Here is a 16,762-nt window from a genome sequence, read left to right on the forward strand (position 1 = left end):
CGGCGCAATCGCGACCGGTCCGCGCGATGTCACCGAGAGGCGAACAGATCCGTTTCGAGAAGGTCCGGTCGCGCGCCGCTGCGGATGAACCATTCGGTGCCGAACGCCCGGGCGAACGCCGGATCCGGCAGCGCGAGAAAGAAGGACTGCTCGTCGATCTGGCTCCGGTGCGCCCGCATGGCTTCGCGCTTGTGGCCGAGATAGGCGGAGACGTCGACCGCCGTGGTCAGCATCGATTCCGGCTTCCCGAATTCGGCGACCTCGCTGATATCGGGCGCCTCGATTCCCGTCTCCCCGGCCTGCTCGGCGATCTCCTTCATACCGCGCACGACCTCGTCGCGGTTCATGGTGCTCTGGAAAACCCGTGGGGTACCGGCCAATTCGGCGGCCCGCATCCCGACACGGTGGACCTGAATATGGTCGGGATGACCGTATCCGCCGTTGTCGTCGTAGACGGTGAGTACCTCGGCGTCCTCCTCGGCGAGGATGGCGGCCAGCCGCCGCGCGGCATCCTCGACGGGAACGGTCCAGAACGATCCGGCCGCGTCGTTGGTGGGCGTCCCCATCATCCCCGAGTCGACGTAACCGAGGAACTCCACCCGCGCGACGCCGAGAATCTCTGCGGCAGCGTGGGTTTCGCGCACCCGCCGCTGCCACAACGGCTCGCCTTCGTCGAGGAATCCGTCCGGCACCTCGCCGTGCTCGCCGCGTGTCGCGACCACGAGAACCACTCGGTGCCCCTGCTCGTACGCCTTGCGCATCACCCCGCCACAGGTGATCGCCTCGTCGTCGGGATGGGCGTGGAAACTGACCAACGTTGCCATGGCGCAACGCTACGGCACGGCCACGGCCTTGTCGGCCTCACCCGGTCACGGCTCCGAGAGCTCAGCCGGGTCACGGCCCCGAGATCTCAGCCGGTCACGGCTCCGTGGGCGGCGGAGCTGACCAGCTTGCGGTACTTGGCCAGCACTCCCGAGGTGTACTTCGGAGCAAGCGGCTCCCAGCCGACCTTGCGCGCGGCCAGTTCGGCCTCGTCGATCTCGACGTCGAGAATGCGGTTGGCGACGTCGAGAACGATGGGATCGCCGTCGGCGACGAAGGCGATCGGCCCGCCGTCCACGGCCTCGGGCGCGACGTGACCGACGCACAAACCGGTGGTGCCGCCGGAGAATCGGCCGTCGGTGAGCAGCAGGACGTCCTTGCCCAGGCCCGCGCCTTTGATCGCCCCGGTGATGGCGAGCATCTCACGCATACCGGGTCCGCCCTTGGGGCCTTCGTAGCGGATCACCACCACATCGCCCGCGCCGATCGTGCCGTCCTCGAGCGCGTCCATCGCGGCGCGCTCTCCGTCGAAGACCCGCGCGGTACCGCGGAAGACGTCGGAGTCGAATCCGGCGCTCTTGACCACAGCGCCCTCGGGCGCGAGGGTGCCGTGCAGGATGGTCAGGCCGCCGGTCTTGTGGATGGGGCGATCCAGGGGGCGGATCACGTCACCGTCGAGGCCCAGCTCGATGTGCGCCAGATTCTCGGCCATGGTCGCGCCGGTCACTGTCAGCACATCGCCGTGCAGCAGCCCCGCGTCGAGCAGGGCCTTCATCACGACCGGGATGCCGCCGACCCGGTCGACATCGTTCATGACGTAGCGGCCGAAAGGCTTGAGGTCACCCAGATGTGGCACCTTGTCGCCGACCCGGTTGAAGTCGGCCAGGGTCAGCTCGACTTCGGCCTCCCGCGCGATGGCCAGCAGATGCAGGACGGCGTTGGTGGAACCACCGAGCGCCATGACGACGGTGATGGCGTTCTCGAACGCCTCGCGGGTCAGGATGTCGCGGGCGGTGATGCCACTGCGGAGCAGTCCGACCACGGCCTCGCCGGACTTGCGGGCGTAGTCGTCGCGGCGCCGGTCGGGCGCGGGGGGCGCGGCCGAACCGGGCAGGCTCATGCCCAGCGCTTCGGCGGCCGAGGCCATGGTGTTGGCGGTGTACATACCGCCGCAGGCGCCTTCGCCCGGACAGATCGCGCGCTCGATCCGGTCGACGTCCTCGCGGCTGATCAACCCCTTCATACAGGCGCCCACCGCCTCGAACGCGTCGATGATCGTGACATCACGGCCGTCGACGTTGCCCGGCAGCGTGGAACCGGCGTAGAGGAACACACTCGCCAGATCCAGGCGCGCCGCGGCCATCAGCATGCCCGGCAGGCTCTTGTCGCAGCCGGCGAGCAGGACCGATCCGTCGAGCCGTTCGGCCATCATGACGGTCTCGACGGAGTCGGCGATGATCTCGCGGCTCACCAGGGAGAAGTGCATCCCCTCGTGGCCCATCGAAATTCCGTCCGAGACCGAGATCGTGCCGAATTCGAGCGGGTAGCCGCCGCCGGCGTGCACGCCCTCCTTGACCGCCTTGGCCAGGCGATCGAGCGACAGATTGCACGGGGTGATCTCGTTCCAGCTGGAGGCGACGCCGATCTGCGGCTTGCCCCAGTCGTCGTCGCCCATGCCGACGGCGCGGAGCATGCCGCGGGCGGCGGTCTTCTCCAGCCCGTCGGTGACATCCCGGGAGCGAGGCTTGATGTCGTGCGCCGTGTCGCGATCGTGTGCCATGGGGCAAGCCTACGACCGGCGCAAACCCCGGAGCGGGTTGGTCGGTCTTCGGCGCGTGGCGTGGCGAGGCGGTTCGGCGCACAGTCGTCCACTCAACGAGCGAGCAGACCTGGCGACGGTGCGACTCGCGGCGATACCGCGGGTGGATTCCGACGAACTTCGAGAATCGTGTGTACCGGCGCGCGACGGTGGTATACCAGCGCAGGTAGGCACAGGCATTTCGAGTGTACGGATGTACACGGAAGTGAGGGCTTCCATGGATCTGTTGAAATGGAGTAAACGGCCTGCCGCCGATGTCAGCGCCAAGAAGCCGCGAGTCAACATCGTGCGGGGGCTGGTGGCGCGGGCCACCACGCCACTGCTTCCCGACGACTACCTCCGCCTCGTCAACCCGCTGTGGACCGCCCGCGAACTGCGCGGCAAGGTCGTCGACGTCGTCAAGGAGACCGCCGATTCGGCCACCGTCACCATCCGGCCCGGCTGGGGCTTTCCGACCACGTACACGCCGGGACAGTACGTCGGCATCGGACTGCAGATCGGCGGGCGCTGGCATTGGCGCTCGTATTCGCTGACCTCGATCGGCGGGGACGACGACAAGACCATCTCGATCACGGTGAAGGCGAATCCCGACGGGTTCCTGTCGACACATCTGGTCGACGGTGTCGTGCCGGGCACCGTCATCCGGCTGGCGGCGCCGAAGGGCGATTTCCATCTGCCGGAGCCGGTGCCGGACAAACTGTTGTTCGTCACCGCCGGCAGTGGGATCACGCCGGTGATCGCGATGTTGCGCGCGCTCGAGGCCCATGGGCAGGAGCCCGACATCTGCCACGTGCATTCGGCACCCACCCGCGACGCCGTCATCTTCCTGGACGAGATGCAAAGCCGGGCCGCGGACTCCCCCCGCTACGACCTGACGCTCCAACTCACCAGGGAGATGGGGAATTTCGACGCGGCACGGCTCGACGAATGGGTGCCCGATTGGCGCGAGCGCCACTGCTGGGCGTGTGGCCCGCCGGCGCTGCTGGACGAGATGGAAGCGCATTACGAGGCCGGCGGACTGCGCCGCCGGCTGCATACCGAGCGATTCACCATCGCCCGCACCGACCACGGCGGCGAGGGCGGAACGGTGTACTTCGCCGCGTCCGGGAAGAAGGCGGAGATCGACGGCGCCACAACACTTCTCGAAGCGGGAGAAGAGCTGGGCATCGGAATGCCCTTCGGCTGCCGGATGGGAATCTGCCAAACCTGTGTCGTCCCGCTGGCGGGGGGATATGTGCGCGATCTGCGCACCGGCGCGGAGCGGCGCGAAGGAGAACGAATCCAGACATGCATCAGCAGCGTGTCCGGAGAATGCACCCTCGATCTGTAGGAGCCCCTATGGCCATCACCGATATCGACGCCTACGCCCACCTGACTCCCGAGGACATCGAGGCGCTCGGCGACGAACTGGACACCATCCGCCGCGATATCGAGGAGTCCCGCGGTGAGCGGGACGCCCGTTACATCCATCGCACCATCGCCCTGCAGCGGGCCCTGGCGGCAGGCGGCCGGGTCACGCTGATGTTCAGCAATCGCAAGGCCGCATGGCTCGCCGGCACGGCGATGCTCGGGCTGGCCAAGATCATCGAGAACATGGAGCTCGGCCACAATGTGATGCACGGGCAATGGGATTGGATGAACGATCCGGAAATCCACTCCTCGTCCTGGGAATGGGATACCACCTGCCCCAGCGTGCAATGGAAGCATTCGCACAATTTCGTCCATCACAAGTACACGAACGTCGTCGGCATGGACGACGACGTCGGCTACGGAATTCTGCGAGTGACCCGCGACCAGCGGTGGGAGTGGTGGAACATCGGAAATCCGGTGTACAACCTGACATTGGGAACGTTGTTCGAATGGGGCGTCGCGCTGCACCACCTCGAGGTGGAGAAGATTCGCCGCAAGGACAAGACCTGGCGCCAGGCGTTCCGGGACCTGCGCATCATCGGAACGAAGGTCGGCAAACAGGCGGCCAAGGATTATCTGATCTACCCGGCGTTGGCGGGGCGCAACTGGAAGACGACGCTGACCGCCGACGCCACCGCCAATCTCATCCGCAACTACTGGGCCTACATGGTGATCTTCTGCGGCCACTTCCCCGACGGCGCGGAGAAATTCACGACCGAGGAGCTCGCGGAGGAGGATCAGCCCCGCTGGTATCTGCGACAGATGCTGGGGTCGGCCAACTTCCGCGCCGGGCCGCTCATGCGCTTCATGAGCGGTAACCTCAGCCACCAGATCGAACACCATCTGTTCCCCGACCTGCCCAGTAACCGGTACGAGGAGATCGGCGTCCGGGTCCGGGAACTGTGCGAGAAATACGACCTGCCGTACACGACCGGTTCGCTCGGCCGCCAGTATCTGCAGTCGTTCCGGACGATCGCGAAGCTGGCCCTGCCCAATGCCCTGCTCACCGCGACCTCCGATGACGCCCCGGAGACCGCTTCCGAGTTGCGGTTCGCGATTCGCGACGGGATGCGTGCGCATTTCGGTGTCGACCCGGAGACCGGCAAGCGCCGGGGGCTGCGCACGGCGCTGCGCGAACTGAAGCAGGCGCCGGTGCGCACGGCATCCTGAACGCGGGAACCCACATCGAACGCCGGCCCGCCACTCGGTGGCGGGCCGGCGTTCGGTGCCGGTCAGCCGATGTCGTAGACGTAGCTCAGTCGGCCGTCGGGCCATTGCTCGAACTTCCGGAGCGCGAGTGGATGGCGAATACTCGTGGTCGCGAACAGGAACGGCCCGTTTCCCGCGATGAGTGGGTAGACGATGAGTCGGATCTCGTCCACCAAGCCCGCGTCGAGCGCGGCGCCGGTGAGGGTGGCGCCGCCCATGAGGTAGATGTCCTTTCCGGGTCGCGCTTTCAGTGCCGCGACGTCATCGAGGCCGCGCAGGAATCGCGTATTCGGCCATGCGGCCGTACGTTTCGTTGCGGAGACGACGTAATGCGGTGTGCGCCGGGCGAATTCGACCCATTCGAGCTCGCCCGGCGTCGGCGCCGCGCCGGTCTGGGGCAGGGGTTTGCCCGGGTGGTCGCCGATCGCGGTCCAATACGCTTCGTAGCCGTCGTACATCCGGCCTCCGAGCACACAGGCGTCGATCTGCGGCGTCACACCGTAATCATCGGACCAGCCGTGCACCCAGTCCGCATACCCTTGTGCCCCTTCGTATTTCCCGTCCACCGAGATCTTCATCGCTGCGATGAGCTTGCGCATCCGTTCCTCTGCTTTCGTCGGTCGAACGGCGAACGCCGCCGATCAGGGCAGGGCCGTCAGGCCGTCGGCGGTGAGTTGACAGGACCCCGGGGGTTCGGCCGCGGAGGCGAGTTCGAGCAATGCGGCGCCGGCGATCTCGGGAGTGAGCGGCTCACCCGCCTGCTCGATGTATTCCCGCACGCTCCGCCCGGCACGGGCCGCGTAGGCGCGCACAGCGGGCAGGCCGAGGCTCGTGGCGGGAGTGAGCCGCGGCAGCACCGTCGTGAAGGTGATGTCCGAGCCGGCGCGCCGGGCCTCGTCCTGGGCGTAGCCGGTGATGAACCGCTGCGTCGCCTTGGCCCCGGCATATCCGCCGCTGAGCGGTGAACCGTGGACGGCGGCGCCGCTGCTGACGACGATCACGCGAGCGCCGGGCGGCAGCGGTGTCAGCAGCGCTTCGCGCAACCAGTGAAAGGCGATGCGCACGTCCGTATTCCAGTTCGCCGAGAACGTCTCCCAGGTGTGATGGTGCAGCGGCCGCAGCAGCGGTGGTGCACCCGCGACGATGATCAGAGTGTCCGGCCGGTGGCGGTCGAGCAGCGCCCCCGGCACGGTCGGATCGGCCGCGTCGGCGACCTCGATGTCGATGCCGGGTGTCTCGGCGGCCAGTTCCCGCAGTGCGGACTCCGTGCGCGCCACGGCGACGACCGCAGCACCGGCGCGCGCGAACGCGACCGCGATCCCCCGGCCCAGCCCGCGGCTGCCGCCGACTACCATCGTCGGCCGGGAGCCGTTCACGACGCCACCGCCACTGCTTGTACGGCGGCGGCATTCGCGCGCTCCAGGCTCTTGACGACCCCGTCGTCCCACGCGGTCGCGAGTGATGCGGACATCGGATCCGGGAAGATCTCCTCCCGGCCGTCCGCGAGCCCGGACAGGATCGCGCGGGCCACCGCCCCCGGCTCGGCTTTGGGAATGTCCCAGCCGCGGATCATGTCGGTATCCACCGGACCGGGCAGGACGGCGTGCACGCCGACACCGTGCGCGGCCGACAGGAACCGCAGCGACTGCGTCATCGAGAAGGCGGCGGCCTTGGAGATGGCGTACGCCGGCGTGACGGGCACGGTCGCCAGCGCGGCCAGCGAAAGCACGTTCACGACCGCCCCGCGGGATTCGCGCAATCGCGGCAGGAAGGCGTGGGTGACCCGATACGTGCCGAACAGGTTGACCGCCAGATGGGCCTCGATGGCTTCCGAGTCGGTCAGATCGTCCGGTGTGGAGACGCCGGCATTGTTCACCAGGACGTCGAGCGAGCCGACGAGTTCAGCGGCCGCGCGGACCTGGCCGGGATCGGTGATGTCGAGCCGTATGGCGGTGACGCGCGGATCCGGATGGTCGACCGGTCGCCGGGCTGCGGCGTAGACCCGGTGCGCTCCGCGGCGCAGCGCCTCGTCGACGAGCGCGCTCCCGAGGCCGCGTCCGGCGCCCGTGACGAGTATTGCCTTGCCGGCCGCTGTGGTTGAGACGGACATGTTGTGCTCCTACTCGGTGAATTCGATGTCTTCACCTGTGTGACGCACGCGGGGTCGGTCCGTCATCGGTGGGGTCGTCGCGCGACCGCGGACAGCACCAGGGGCTCGGGGCCGGGATTGAGGAGCCGTCGCACCGGTACGGCGGCGGGGGCGATGACCGCTCCGGCGGCGAATCGAGCCCGTCTGCCGCTGCGGCATTCCAGCTCCAGTTCGCCACTGGTCACCACGACGAGAGTGTCGGTCCAGTCGGCGGCGACGTAATCGAGCGCGGCCCCCGGCTGCAGCACCACCCGCCAGCGCCGCACGCGCCGAGCGTCCATCAGTTCTGGGACGGCAACGCCGGCGGCAGCGCGAACGCGGCGAACAACTCCGGCTGATGGAACAGCGCGATCTCGGCGAGCGCATCGCCGTCGACGGTCAGCACTCCGATCGCGAACGCGTCGAACGCGTCCGCGCCGGGCTCGCGCCAGTACAGCCCGAACGCCGGTTGCCGGTTGGCGCCCGTCGGACGTAGCCGCCAGCCGCCGCCCATCTCACCGAAGACGTGGTCGGCGAAGAATGTGCCGATGTCGCGGCGACCTGCGAACCACACCGTCCCCGGCGGCATGATCAGCGTCGCGTCGTCGCGCAGCAATGCGACCAGTGCGGCCGGGTCGGCGCTCTCCCACGCGCCGATCAACCTCGCCAGCGCCCGGCGTTCGGACGCCGTCGACACCGGATGCCACCGATCTCGTTGTGCGGGAAGATGTTCCGACAGGGTGGCATGGGCACGCTGCAACGCGCTGTTGACCGCCGCCCGGCTGACCCCCAGTGCGGCGGCGGTGTCGGCGACCGACCAGTCCAGCGTGTCTCGCAGGATCAGCACGGCGCGCTGACGCGCGGGCAGCCGCTGGATCGCGGCCAGGAACGCCAGCTCGATCGTCTCCCGCGCGGTGACGACCGCCTCCGGGTCCTCTCCCGCGGCGGCCACGTCCAGCAGCCGATCGGGATACGGCTGCAGCCACGGCACATCCACCGTGCCCAGCTCGTAGCGATGCGGGTCCGCCGGGCCGGCCAGATCGACCGGCCACGCCCGGGCCTTGCGCCGCCGCAGCGCGTCCAGGCAGGTATGGGTCGCGATCCCGTACAACCACGCGCGCAGCGGGGCGCGCCCGGCGTAGGTGTCCAGCCGTGACCACGCCCGCAACAGCGTCTCCTGCACGGCGTCCTCGGCGTCTTCGACCGAGCCGAGCATGCGATAGCAATGCACCTGCAGCTCGCGCCGCACCGGCTCGACCAGATGCGCGAACGCGACCTGGTCGCCGTCGCGCGCTGCCTCCACTCGCTGATCCATATCTGTATGACGCATCCGGGCCCGATCGGTCATCGGTCCGGAAACGACCAACCCCTTCCGCCTCGTCGGCTACCGGAGACGGACCAGCGCGCCGGACCTCGGCGAGACGAAATCGACTGCGCCGCGCAACCACTCGGACAATCGACCAGGTGAGTGGTGGCGCACTGTGTCCGATACCTCACGATTCGAATCGGCCGCCTCCGTTTAGCCGCGCCGATAGCGGTCACTCTGGAGAAAACGTTATCGGCTCTACACGCAGGGTCGGTTCGTTGTGAGTCGGTACGAAGAGGTTCACGCCATCCATGGCTTTCATCCCCACTGGCCGCAACGACAGCGATCCAACCGCCCACGTCGCGGTGCGGAATGCGTTGTCGCAGGCCTTCGAACTGGTCGACGCGATGCTGCAATCCGATTACGCGGGCCCGCAATCCCCCAGCGGCGACGCGGCATCCATCACTCCCCAGCGAGCGACGGGCGACGGCATCATCGCGTTCACGCGCGGCGCCGGTCTGCTCCAGCGCGTCGAGCGAGCGGTGCAGCGCCGCATCGGGCATACCCAGCTGCGCAGCATCGTCGCGGTGACGGGCCCGGCGCAGCAGGTGCCGGATGCCCTGGCCGACCATGTCGAAGCAGTCGTCGCCGACACCGCCTCCGCTGCCGCCGCGCGAGCGGGCGTCGCGGCGATCGTCGTCACCGTCACCGTGGCCGACGTGCTCACCGTCACCATCGACACCCTCGACCCGACCGGCACCACCACGGCCGACACCCTGCCGACGGCAGTGGTGTCGGCCGTGCACGCACGCGCCCGCGACGTCGGCGGATGCTGCCGGGTCTTCCCCGGTGGCCGGGTCTCCTGGACGGCACCGCTGCCACCGCACGGCAAGGACGCGATCGCCGCCTACCCGGCCGGGTTCTGACACGGACGCCGCCGCCGCGGTCAGTGCGGTGCTTGCCGGTCGGTGATCGTGTCGCGCAGATGGTCACGTTCGGCGGTCAAAGCGGTGTTGTGGGCGCGCAGAGCGCTGTTGTCGTCTTCGAGGTCGAGGATCCGCGCGATGGCCGAGAGATGGATCCCCTGCCGGGTGAGGGCGGTGATGCGCTGAAGCCGGGCCAAGTCGTCGCCGCTGTAGCGCCGGGTGCCGCCCGCGCTGCGGGCGGGCGTGATCAGGCCGTGCTGCTCGTAGAGGCGCAGGGTGTGGATTTCGATGCCGGTCAGCTCGGCAGCGACCGATATCGGGTACACCGCCCGACCCGATCCCGGCAGATGTCCCTCGCGCCGATCCGAACCCATCCTGCTCCCTTCTCCGTGCGGCAATCAGTTTATCTCCCGCGACTTCTTGCACTCTCCTCACGGGAGTGCTAAATAAATCTGTGTCAGGTAACAGAGGTTATCTGAGGTTCCTTCGAGTGATATAAGGAGTGAACTGGAGGTGGCGACCATGCTGATGCGCACCGATCCGCTTCGCGATCTGGACCGTTCGACGCAGCAGGTGTTCGGCACGCAGGCTCGACCGGTAGCGATGCCGATGGACGCCTGGCGCGAGGGTGACGAGTTCGTCGTGGAGTTCGATCTACCCGGCATCGACGCCGATTCGCTGGATGTGGACATCGAACGCAACGTGGTCACCGTGCGGGCGTCGCGCCCCGGAATCGACTCGGGCAGGTCGATGATCGCGGCCGAACGCGTTCGCGGAGTGTTCCGGCGTCAGGTGATGCTGGGTGACAGCCTCGACACCGATCGCATTCGCGCCGACTACCGCGACGGCGTACTCCGGTTGCGAATCCCGGTGGCGGACAAGGCCAAACCACGCAAGATCAGCGTGGACCGGGTCGACAGCGACCGGCAGGCGATCGCGGTCTGATCCGGTCGGCCGGACGGAATCGATGAGGGTGAGGTGATGCCTGTCGACTCACACATCGCAACCTCTGAACCAGAACCTGTATATCCACGGGTGGGCCCGGTCAGCTCCGGCTTCCGGGCCCATCCGGCCCCTTTTCCGATCCGCACCGGCGCCGCCCGACGCCGGTGATCGCTCGCAGAAGGAGTCCGTGATGACCGCATTTCCCGCAGGCAGCGACGCCGACCACGCCGAACAGCAGACCCTGGCCGACATCCGCGACCGCGACACCGGCCCGGACTTCACCGGGGTACACCCCCTGGCCGAACGCATTCGCGACGCTTTCGACACCGCCGACCGCATCGATCAATCCTGGACTCTTCCCCATGCCGATGACGACTACGACTGCCTCGCCTACTGACCACACCGCTGCCCGCACTTCGCCACACCGTCCAGGGCGGTCCGAGACGGCGGCACCATTGATCATCCGGCCGCACCGCCGCGATCCGGACGAATCGAGGCAGCCCGGCAATCATTGCGCAACAGACTCTTCCGATCCGGAAGCGGTCGTGCACTGGCCCGACCCCAGCCCGCTGCAATCGTGGTGGGACACCGTCATGCGGCCCTCCCGCGGGGCCTCCGCCGCCGAGAGGAGGGAGCTCTCATGCCGGTGGCGCTCGCGCTGACCGGTGGCGCCGGCATCGCCGCAGCCGTCGCCGTCGCCTATCTCACCGTCGCGGCGACCTACTGGTGGGAGATGCGCGCTTCCCAGCCCGGCTCGGGCGCGGACCCGGTACACGATATCGACGGTGCGGCCCGGCGCGGCCTTCCCCGCACCCGATCGGGGCGCTCCGCGGCGGTGCATCGACCGGGCCCCGAATAACCGTCGAAACCGCAGCCGCGCTGGCTATGCTCGGTTCGACTGTGGTGCCGACGGGTCCGGGGCGGTCGTCGGCACCGTGACCATCGCGAGTGACCGAGGAGCCCCGGTGACCGTCATCCACAACCTGCCCGCGCACGTGCTGTTCGTTCATTTCATCGTCGTGCTGGTGCCGTTGACCGCGATCCTGGAAATCCTGTGCGCGGTGTGGCCGGCCGCGCGCCGCGGCCTTCTGGTCTGGCTGACGCTGGTGCTGGCGGTGATCGTCATGGTGCTGACCCCGATCACCATTCACGCCGGACAGTGGCTGTACAACCTGCGTCGCAATCCCGACGAGATCCTGCGCGAACACGCCGAACGCGGCGAGACGATGCTCTACTTCGCCATCGCCCTGCTGGTCGTCGCGGTGGCGTTGACCGGCCTCCACCTCGCCGAACGCCGCGACGCCGATCTGCGCACGCTCGTCACGGTGGGGGTCGCCGTCCTCGCCGTGGTCGTCGGCATCGCATCGATCGTGCAGACCTACCGCGTCGGCGATGCCGGGTCGCAATCGGTGTGGGGCGACGAGATCGCACACCTGCAGAAGAACCGCGGCGACTGAGCGACGCCGACCCTGTCAATTCGATCGCACATCAACGCGTTCGATGCTCGGCGGGGACTCGCCGTCCTCGACGTATTCGCCGTCTTGCGGGGCGACAGTGGGCTGTCCCGGTTCGGTCGGGCGGCGGGAGGGCAGGAGCGCGCCGGCGGCGGTCGCGGTCGCCGCCGAGGTGAGCGCGGTGGCCCAGCCGACCGGCCCGAGGGGGCGGCAACCGAAGTAGGTCGACAGTCCGGGCGTCATGACGACGGTGCCCAGGAAGGCCGCGCTGCCGGCCGCGGTGAGCCAGACCTGCGGGCTGTGGCGGGCGGCCAGCACCGTCTGCCCGAGCTGTGTGCCCACCAGTGCGACCAGGGCGACGGTCGCCGCCCGGCGTTCGGTACCGGTCCAGCGGGCGATCGACCACGCCACGGTCGAGGCCGCCGCGGTGGTGGAGCCGCGGATCACGATCGTGCGGCGCAGATCCGCGGCGATATCGGTGCGCGGCCGCGCGGCGAGCTGTTCGGCCAGCAGATCGGCGCGTTCCTGGTGGCCGGTGGGCTCCTCGTCGCCGGACCGCTCGGTCGACAGCGCGACGGCCATCGCCGGGAACATGTCGGTGAGCATGTTGACCAGCAGGAACTGCCTGGTGCCCAACGGGGCCCGGCCCGCGAGCGCGGTACCCAGGACCGTGAACGCGACCTCACCGGCATTGCCGCCGACCAGGATGCCGACCGCATCGCTGACGCGCCGCCACATGCCGCGCCCCTCGATCAGCGCGTGCAGCAGCACCAGCGGGTCGGGATCGGTCAGCACCAGGTCGGCGGCATTGCGGGCGGCGGTCGACCCCTGCGCGGTGAGCCCGATGCCGACGTCGGCGGTGCGGATCGCGGCCGCGTCGTTGCCGCCGTCACCGGCCATCGCCACCACCTCGCCGCGCCGCTGCAGAGTGGTGACGATGCGAACCTTCTGCTGCGGGCTGACGCGCGCGAAGACGCCGCTGCGCGCGATGAGCTCCGACTGCGCGGCATCGTCGAGTTCGGCCAGATCGCTTCCCGTGACCACAGGATCGGCGTCGATGCCCAGATCGGCGGCGATCGCGGCGGCGGTGACCGGATGGTCGCCGGTGATCATCCGTACACGAATGTCGTTGCGCTGCAACGCGCCGACGAGTGGGCGCGCCTGCGGACGCGCGGTGTCGGCGAGCCCGATGAAGCCGAGCAGGGTGAGTTTCTCCACCGCGCTCACCACATCCCCCGGCGCCGCGGACAGATCGCGGCGGGCGACGACCAGCACCCGCAGCCCGCGTTCGGCCATGCGATGAATCATGCGGTCGGCCGCCCGGCGATGGTCGGCCGACATCGGTTCGTCGTGGTCGGCACCGTCGCGCCGGGTCCGGATCGCGGTGCAGCGGGCGAGCACGATCTCCGGCGCACCCTTCACGATCAGCCGCCAGTGCCGCCGCCGCGTCTGCCCCAGCGTCGCGGCATAACCGCGATTCGATTCGAAGGGCAGTTCCTCGACCGTATCCCAGCGCTCGTCCCGGTCGAGCCGCTCGGCGGCGTCGAGCACCGCCTGATCGGTGGCGTGCACGATCGGGCCGTCGTCCGGATCGGGACAGGCGTGGGCCGCGGCCCGCAACAACCGGCGGGCACGCGGGTCGTCGTCCTCGGGCGACCATTGATGCTCGAGGTCGGCCAGGGTGGTCAGCCGCAGGCGGCCGAAGGTGAGGGTGCCGGTCTTGTCGAAGCAGATGGTGTTCACCCGGCCCAGGGCCTCCACCGTCCGGCTGGCCCGCACCAGCAGGCCGTGGCGCGACAGGCGCCGGGCGACGGCCAGCTGCGCCACCGTCGCGACGAGCGGAAGTCCTTCCGGCACAGCGGCGGTCGCGACCGCGACGCCGTCGGCGATGGCGGCGCGGATGCGCTGGCCTCGCAACCATCCCAGCGTCGTGACCAGCGATCCACCGCCCAGTGTCAGCGGCAGCGCCTGATCGCTGAGCGCACGCAGCTGCGCCTGCACTCCCCCCAGGCGCGGCGGCACCGCGACCGCGGCGGCGCGGTTGGTCTCGGTGTCGGATCCCACCGCGACCACCACGGCCACCGCGGCGCCGTTGACGATCGTGCTGGCCTCGTACACCATGCAATGCCGGTGATTGAGGTCCGCACCGGGCGTGGCGGGGCTGTCCTTGGGCACCGTGACCGATTCGCCGGTCAGGGCTGATTCGTCGACTTCCAGGTCTTCGGCTCGCAGCAGCCGCGCATCCGCCGGGACGACATCGCCGGTGCGCAGCGCGATCACGTCACCGACCGCCAGGGCCGTACCGGGCACCGATTCGCTCGGCGGCTCGGGATCGTGGTCGAGCGCGGCGCGCTCGACGCGGCGGCCGGTGATCCGCTCGTGCGCGATCAGGTCGCGCAGCGCGTTCTCGGCGCGCTGGCGCTGCAATGCCGACACCACGGCGTTGACCGCCACCACGCCGGCCACCAGCGCCGCGTCGCCGGGCGACCCCAGCACGGCGGAGGCCGCGGCCCCGACACCGAGAATCGGGGTGAGCGGATCGGCCAGCTCGCGGCGCACGGTGGCGAGGAAGCGCGTCGCCGGGGACAGCTGCGCGGGAATGCGGGTGAGCGGCGCGGTCCACGACCGCGGCGGAGCCGGTTCGCCGCGTTCGGGCTCGGGCAACCGGGTCAGCACTTCGTCGGGTTCGAGACTGTGCCAGGGAACCAGCGGTGCGCCCGACTCCGGGAGCCGGCCGCGTGCGGCCTGTACGCCCGCCCACGTACCCTGCAACAGGCCGCTGGCCTGCGCCGCGGTCACCGGCCACGCGTCGCGTGAGCGGCCGGCGGCCAGCAGCAGGCCCGCTAGCGAACACGCCGACAGCGCCAGGACGCGGCCGCGTTCACTGACCTGGCGGGCGGGAGCCACCGTCAGCAGCACCCGCATGACCTGATCGAGATCGCCACAGACCACATCGGCCGCCCACGGCATCGCCTCGACCTCGGCGGCGCTGATCCGGCTCACACCGATGGCCACATCCGCGCAGTTCAGATCCCCGGCGGAATCGGTGGCGACCAGCCCTACCGCATGTCCGTCGGACTGCAACCGGCGGACCAGTTCCGCCGCCGATCCTTCTCGTTCAACGAATTCATCTGCCAGCGAACGCAATTCGAACGCGTCACGCTGCCCGCGCACCACCACCCTCAGGCCCGAGGCCCGGGCGGTGAGCATCAGGGTCCGCGCGCGCGGATCGAGTTCGCGGCCGACCAGGACCCGGCCCAGCACGTCCGTTCCGTCACAGACGTCGTACCACCCGGGAATCGAGTCGCGGGGATTGCGGTCCGGGTCCGGCCGCAGCCGGAGGTCGCCGGTATCCGGCGTCGACGCGGCGGCGTCGGGTCCCGACCACAACAATCGCTGAGCGGCGTTCCACACCTGGGCCGTGGTCCGGTCCGACGCGGACTTCTCGGCATTCCCCGAGTCGGATTCGCGGGTTTCGGCATCGAGCACCAAGCGTCCGCTTCCGTACAGCACGGCCCCGTCGATCACCAAGGCGCTCAATCGATCCAGCCGCCGCCACACCGAGGGATCCATCGTCAGCACGCCGGACGTCGCCAGCAGCGTCGATACGATCGCCGCGAAACTCTCCCGGCTCGCCCGCGCGGCCTTCGGCGCCGCGAGCGACAACGCCCGCCCCACCGACGACAAACCCTGCCCGGCGGCCACGGCCGCGGCTCCGGCGGCCGCGGCGGCCGAGGCCTCGTCCGCGCACCGCTCGATCGGGCCGGGCGGCAGTTCGACCGGACGCTCCCGATGTGGCGGGGACTGCAGGATGTCGCGGGCCCGGCGGTGACCGTGTTCGATCTCCCACAACCGCCAACGGGCATGGCGCACACCGTGTTCGGTGACGGCCAACGCCCGATGCAGCGCATCGACCAAAACGTTCGCGGGGCTGTCGCCGGCGGCCTGGGCCAGCGCGTTCGCGGTGGTGAGCAGCAGATCGGTGCGGGCCCGGCCGAGACGCTGTTCCAGCAACCGCCGGATGCGGGGCTGAGAGTCGGCCAGCGCGACCAGCGACTGCAGCGTCTCCACGCCGTTGCGGCCGGGAATGGCTGCTCCGACGAAGGTGACGCCGGCGGACAGCATGTCCCCGGCCAGCGAAATCGCCGCCGACACAACGGGTTCCAGATCGGCGGGATGTTCGGCACTCGGGTCCCAGACGGTATCGGCGACACCGGCGTCCTGCTCGGCGGCGGCAATCGCGTCGACCAGTCCGGGCACCGCCGCATCGTCGCGGACCGCGGCGATTACGTCCCCGGTCACGGCGTTCACCCGCATCCAGCGCACACCCGGCAGCGAGCCCACTCGCCGGTGCACGGCCTCAGCGACCTGCTCGCTCCGCTCCGAACACAGGCCCCGCACTTCGACGACCACCCGGTCCTCGACGGCGGCGATCCGCCTCCTGTCCCGGCGCAGCGCCGGGTTCAGCAGCGACCGCACCTCGCGCTGCAACTGGCCGGCGATATCGTCGGCGACCTCGGTCAGACGCAGTGCGGCCTGCCCCGCGGCCACCGCCCGCACGGGCAGCCGCGCAGAGCCGCCGATGAGAGCCGTCCCCGTCCGGGAGACCTCCGACACCACACCGATCAACGCCTGGAACACCGGACCTCCAAGCCCGCAGAAGTACCGTCGTCCGAGCTACTACCCAGGATTGCGGCGGCCAACCGCGAATCCGGCAGCCTGAGCGGGTCCGATTGTTTCCGC

Annotated in this window: 16 protein-coding genes; 7 read left to right on the plus strand and 9 right to left on the minus strand. The window is 69.5% G+C overall.

Features of this window, described 5'->3' with window-relative positions:
- Nucleotides 1–29: 29 nt before the first annotated feature.
- The gene (locus tag NMI01S_RS16725; RefSeq protein WP_062998191.1) at nucleotides 30–824 is read right to left on the minus strand and encodes a PIG-L family deacetylase; all 795 of its coding nucleotides are present in this window, start codon (nucleotides 822–824) and stop codon (nucleotides 30–32) included.
- Nucleotides 825–910: 86 nt separating this feature from the next.
- Nucleotides 911–2,602 (minus strand): dihydroxy-acid dehydratase, encoded by a 1,692-nt coding sequence (ilvD, locus tag NMI01S_RS16730; RefSeq protein WP_062998193.1) that lies wholly within the window; start codon nucleotides 2,600–2,602, stop codon nucleotides 911–913.
- Nucleotides 2,603–2,858: 256 nt separating this feature from the next.
- On the opposite strand from ilvD, the gene NMI01S_RS16735 reads away from it, so the two are divergent.
- Both NMI01S_RS16735 and NMI01S_RS16740 read left to right on the plus strand, forming a co-directional pair.
- Nucleotides 2,859–3,971, plus strand: coding sequence for a ferredoxin reductase (locus tag NMI01S_RS16735; RefSeq protein ID WP_062998195.1), 1,113 nt, complete (start codon nucleotides 2,859–2,861; stop codon nucleotides 3,969–3,971).
- 8 nt (nucleotides 3,972–3,979) lie between these two features.
- Entirely contained in the window at nucleotides 3,980–5,221 is a 1,242-nt protein-coding gene (locus tag NMI01S_RS16740) for a fatty acid desaturase family protein (RefSeq protein ID WP_062998197.1), read from the plus strand.
- A 62-nt stretch (nucleotides 5,222–5,283) separates the two neighbouring features.
- On the opposite strand, the gene NMI01S_RS16745 is transcribed toward NMI01S_RS16740, so the two are convergent.
- From NMI01S_RS16745 to NMI01S_RS16765, 5 genes are all read right to left on the minus strand, one after another.
- The gene (locus NMI01S_RS16745; protein ID WP_062998199.1) at nucleotides 5,284–5,859 is read right to left on the minus strand and encodes a dihydrofolate reductase family protein; all 576 of its coding nucleotides are present in this window, start codon (nucleotides 5,857–5,859) and stop codon (nucleotides 5,284–5,286) included.
- A 42-nt stretch (nucleotides 5,860–5,901) separates the two neighbouring features.
- Nucleotides 5,902–6,615, minus strand: a complete 714-nt coding sequence (locus NMI01S_RS16750; protein WP_062998201.1) for an SDR family NAD(P)-dependent oxidoreductase — start codon at nucleotides 6,613–6,615, stop codon at nucleotides 5,902–5,904.
- Nucleotides 6,616–6,632: 17 nt separating this feature from the next.
- Complete coding sequence (locus tag NMI01S_RS16755) at nucleotides 6,633–7,370, minus strand: SDR family NAD(P)-dependent oxidoreductase (RefSeq protein WP_062998202.1); 738 nt, start codon at nucleotides 7,368–7,370, stop codon at nucleotides 6,633–6,635.
- A gap of 62 nt (nucleotides 7,371–7,432) precedes the next feature.
- The gene (locus tag NMI01S_RS16760; RefSeq protein WP_062998204.1) at nucleotides 7,433–7,690 is read right to left on the minus strand and encodes a hypothetical protein; all 258 of its coding nucleotides are present in this window, start codon (nucleotides 7,688–7,690) and stop codon (nucleotides 7,433–7,435) included.
- Nucleotides 7,690–8,736, minus strand: coding sequence for an RNA polymerase subunit sigma-70 (locus tag NMI01S_RS16765; protein WP_369689911.1), 1,047 nt, complete (start codon nucleotides 8,734–8,736; stop codon nucleotides 7,690–7,692). The genes NMI01S_RS16760 and NMI01S_RS16765 overlap by 1 nt, the downstream gene beginning before the upstream one ends.
- Before the next feature lie 269 nt (nucleotides 8,737–9,005).
- Between NMI01S_RS16765 and NMI01S_RS16770 the strand changes: the two genes are divergently transcribed.
- The gene (locus tag NMI01S_RS16770; RefSeq protein ID WP_062998208.1) at nucleotides 9,006–9,620 is read left to right on the plus strand and encodes a hypothetical protein; all 615 of its coding nucleotides are present in this window, start codon (nucleotides 9,006–9,008) and stop codon (nucleotides 9,618–9,620) included.
- 20 nt (nucleotides 9,621–9,640) lie between these two features.
- Here NMI01S_RS16770 and NMI01S_RS16775 read toward each other — a convergent pair whose 3' ends face one another.
- The gene (locus NMI01S_RS16775; protein ID WP_062998210.1) at nucleotides 9,641–9,994 is read right to left on the minus strand and encodes a MerR family transcriptional regulator; all 354 of its coding nucleotides are present in this window, start codon (nucleotides 9,992–9,994) and stop codon (nucleotides 9,641–9,643) included.
- 133 nt (nucleotides 9,995–10,127) lie between these two features.
- Here NMI01S_RS16775 and NMI01S_RS16780 point away from each other — a divergent pair, with 133 nt between their 5' ends.
- From NMI01S_RS16780 to NMI01S_RS16795, 4 genes are all read left to right on the plus strand, one after another.
- Nucleotides 10,128–10,565, plus strand: coding sequence for an Hsp20/alpha crystallin family protein (locus NMI01S_RS16780; protein ID WP_157126216.1), 438 nt, complete (start codon nucleotides 10,128–10,130; stop codon nucleotides 10,563–10,565).
- 190 nt (nucleotides 10,566–10,755) lie between these two features.
- Nucleotides 10,756–10,962 carry an Rv3202a family protein gene (locus NMI01S_RS16785; RefSeq protein ID WP_062998212.1) on the plus strand — a complete coding sequence of 69 codons (207 nt, stop codon included), beginning with the start codon at nucleotides 10,756–10,758 and terminating at the stop codon, nucleotides 10,960–10,962.
- Between the two features lie 243 nt (nucleotides 10,963–11,205).
- Nucleotides 11,206–11,424, plus strand: a complete 219-nt coding sequence (locus NMI01S_RS16790) for a hypothetical protein (protein ID WP_062998214.1) — start codon at nucleotides 11,206–11,208, stop codon at nucleotides 11,422–11,424.
- Between the two features lie 106 nt (nucleotides 11,425–11,530).
- Nucleotides 11,531–12,022 (plus strand): DUF2231 domain-containing protein, encoded by a 492-nt coding sequence (locus tag NMI01S_RS16795; protein WP_062998216.1) that lies wholly within the window; start codon nucleotides 11,531–11,533, stop codon nucleotides 12,020–12,022.
- 15 nt (nucleotides 12,023–12,037) lie between these two features.
- Here NMI01S_RS16795 and NMI01S_RS16800 read toward each other — a convergent pair whose 3' ends face one another.
- Entirely contained in the window at nucleotides 12,038–16,660 is a 4,623-nt protein-coding gene (locus NMI01S_RS16800; protein WP_062998218.1) for a cation-translocating P-type ATPase, read from the minus strand.
- Nucleotides 16,661–16,762: the final 102 nt, after the last annotated feature.

Source organism: Nocardia mikamii NBRC 108933 (genome assembly GCF_001613505.1).
Lineage (GTDB): Bacteria > Actinomycetota > Actinomycetes > Mycobacteriales > Mycobacteriaceae > Nocardia > Nocardia mikamii.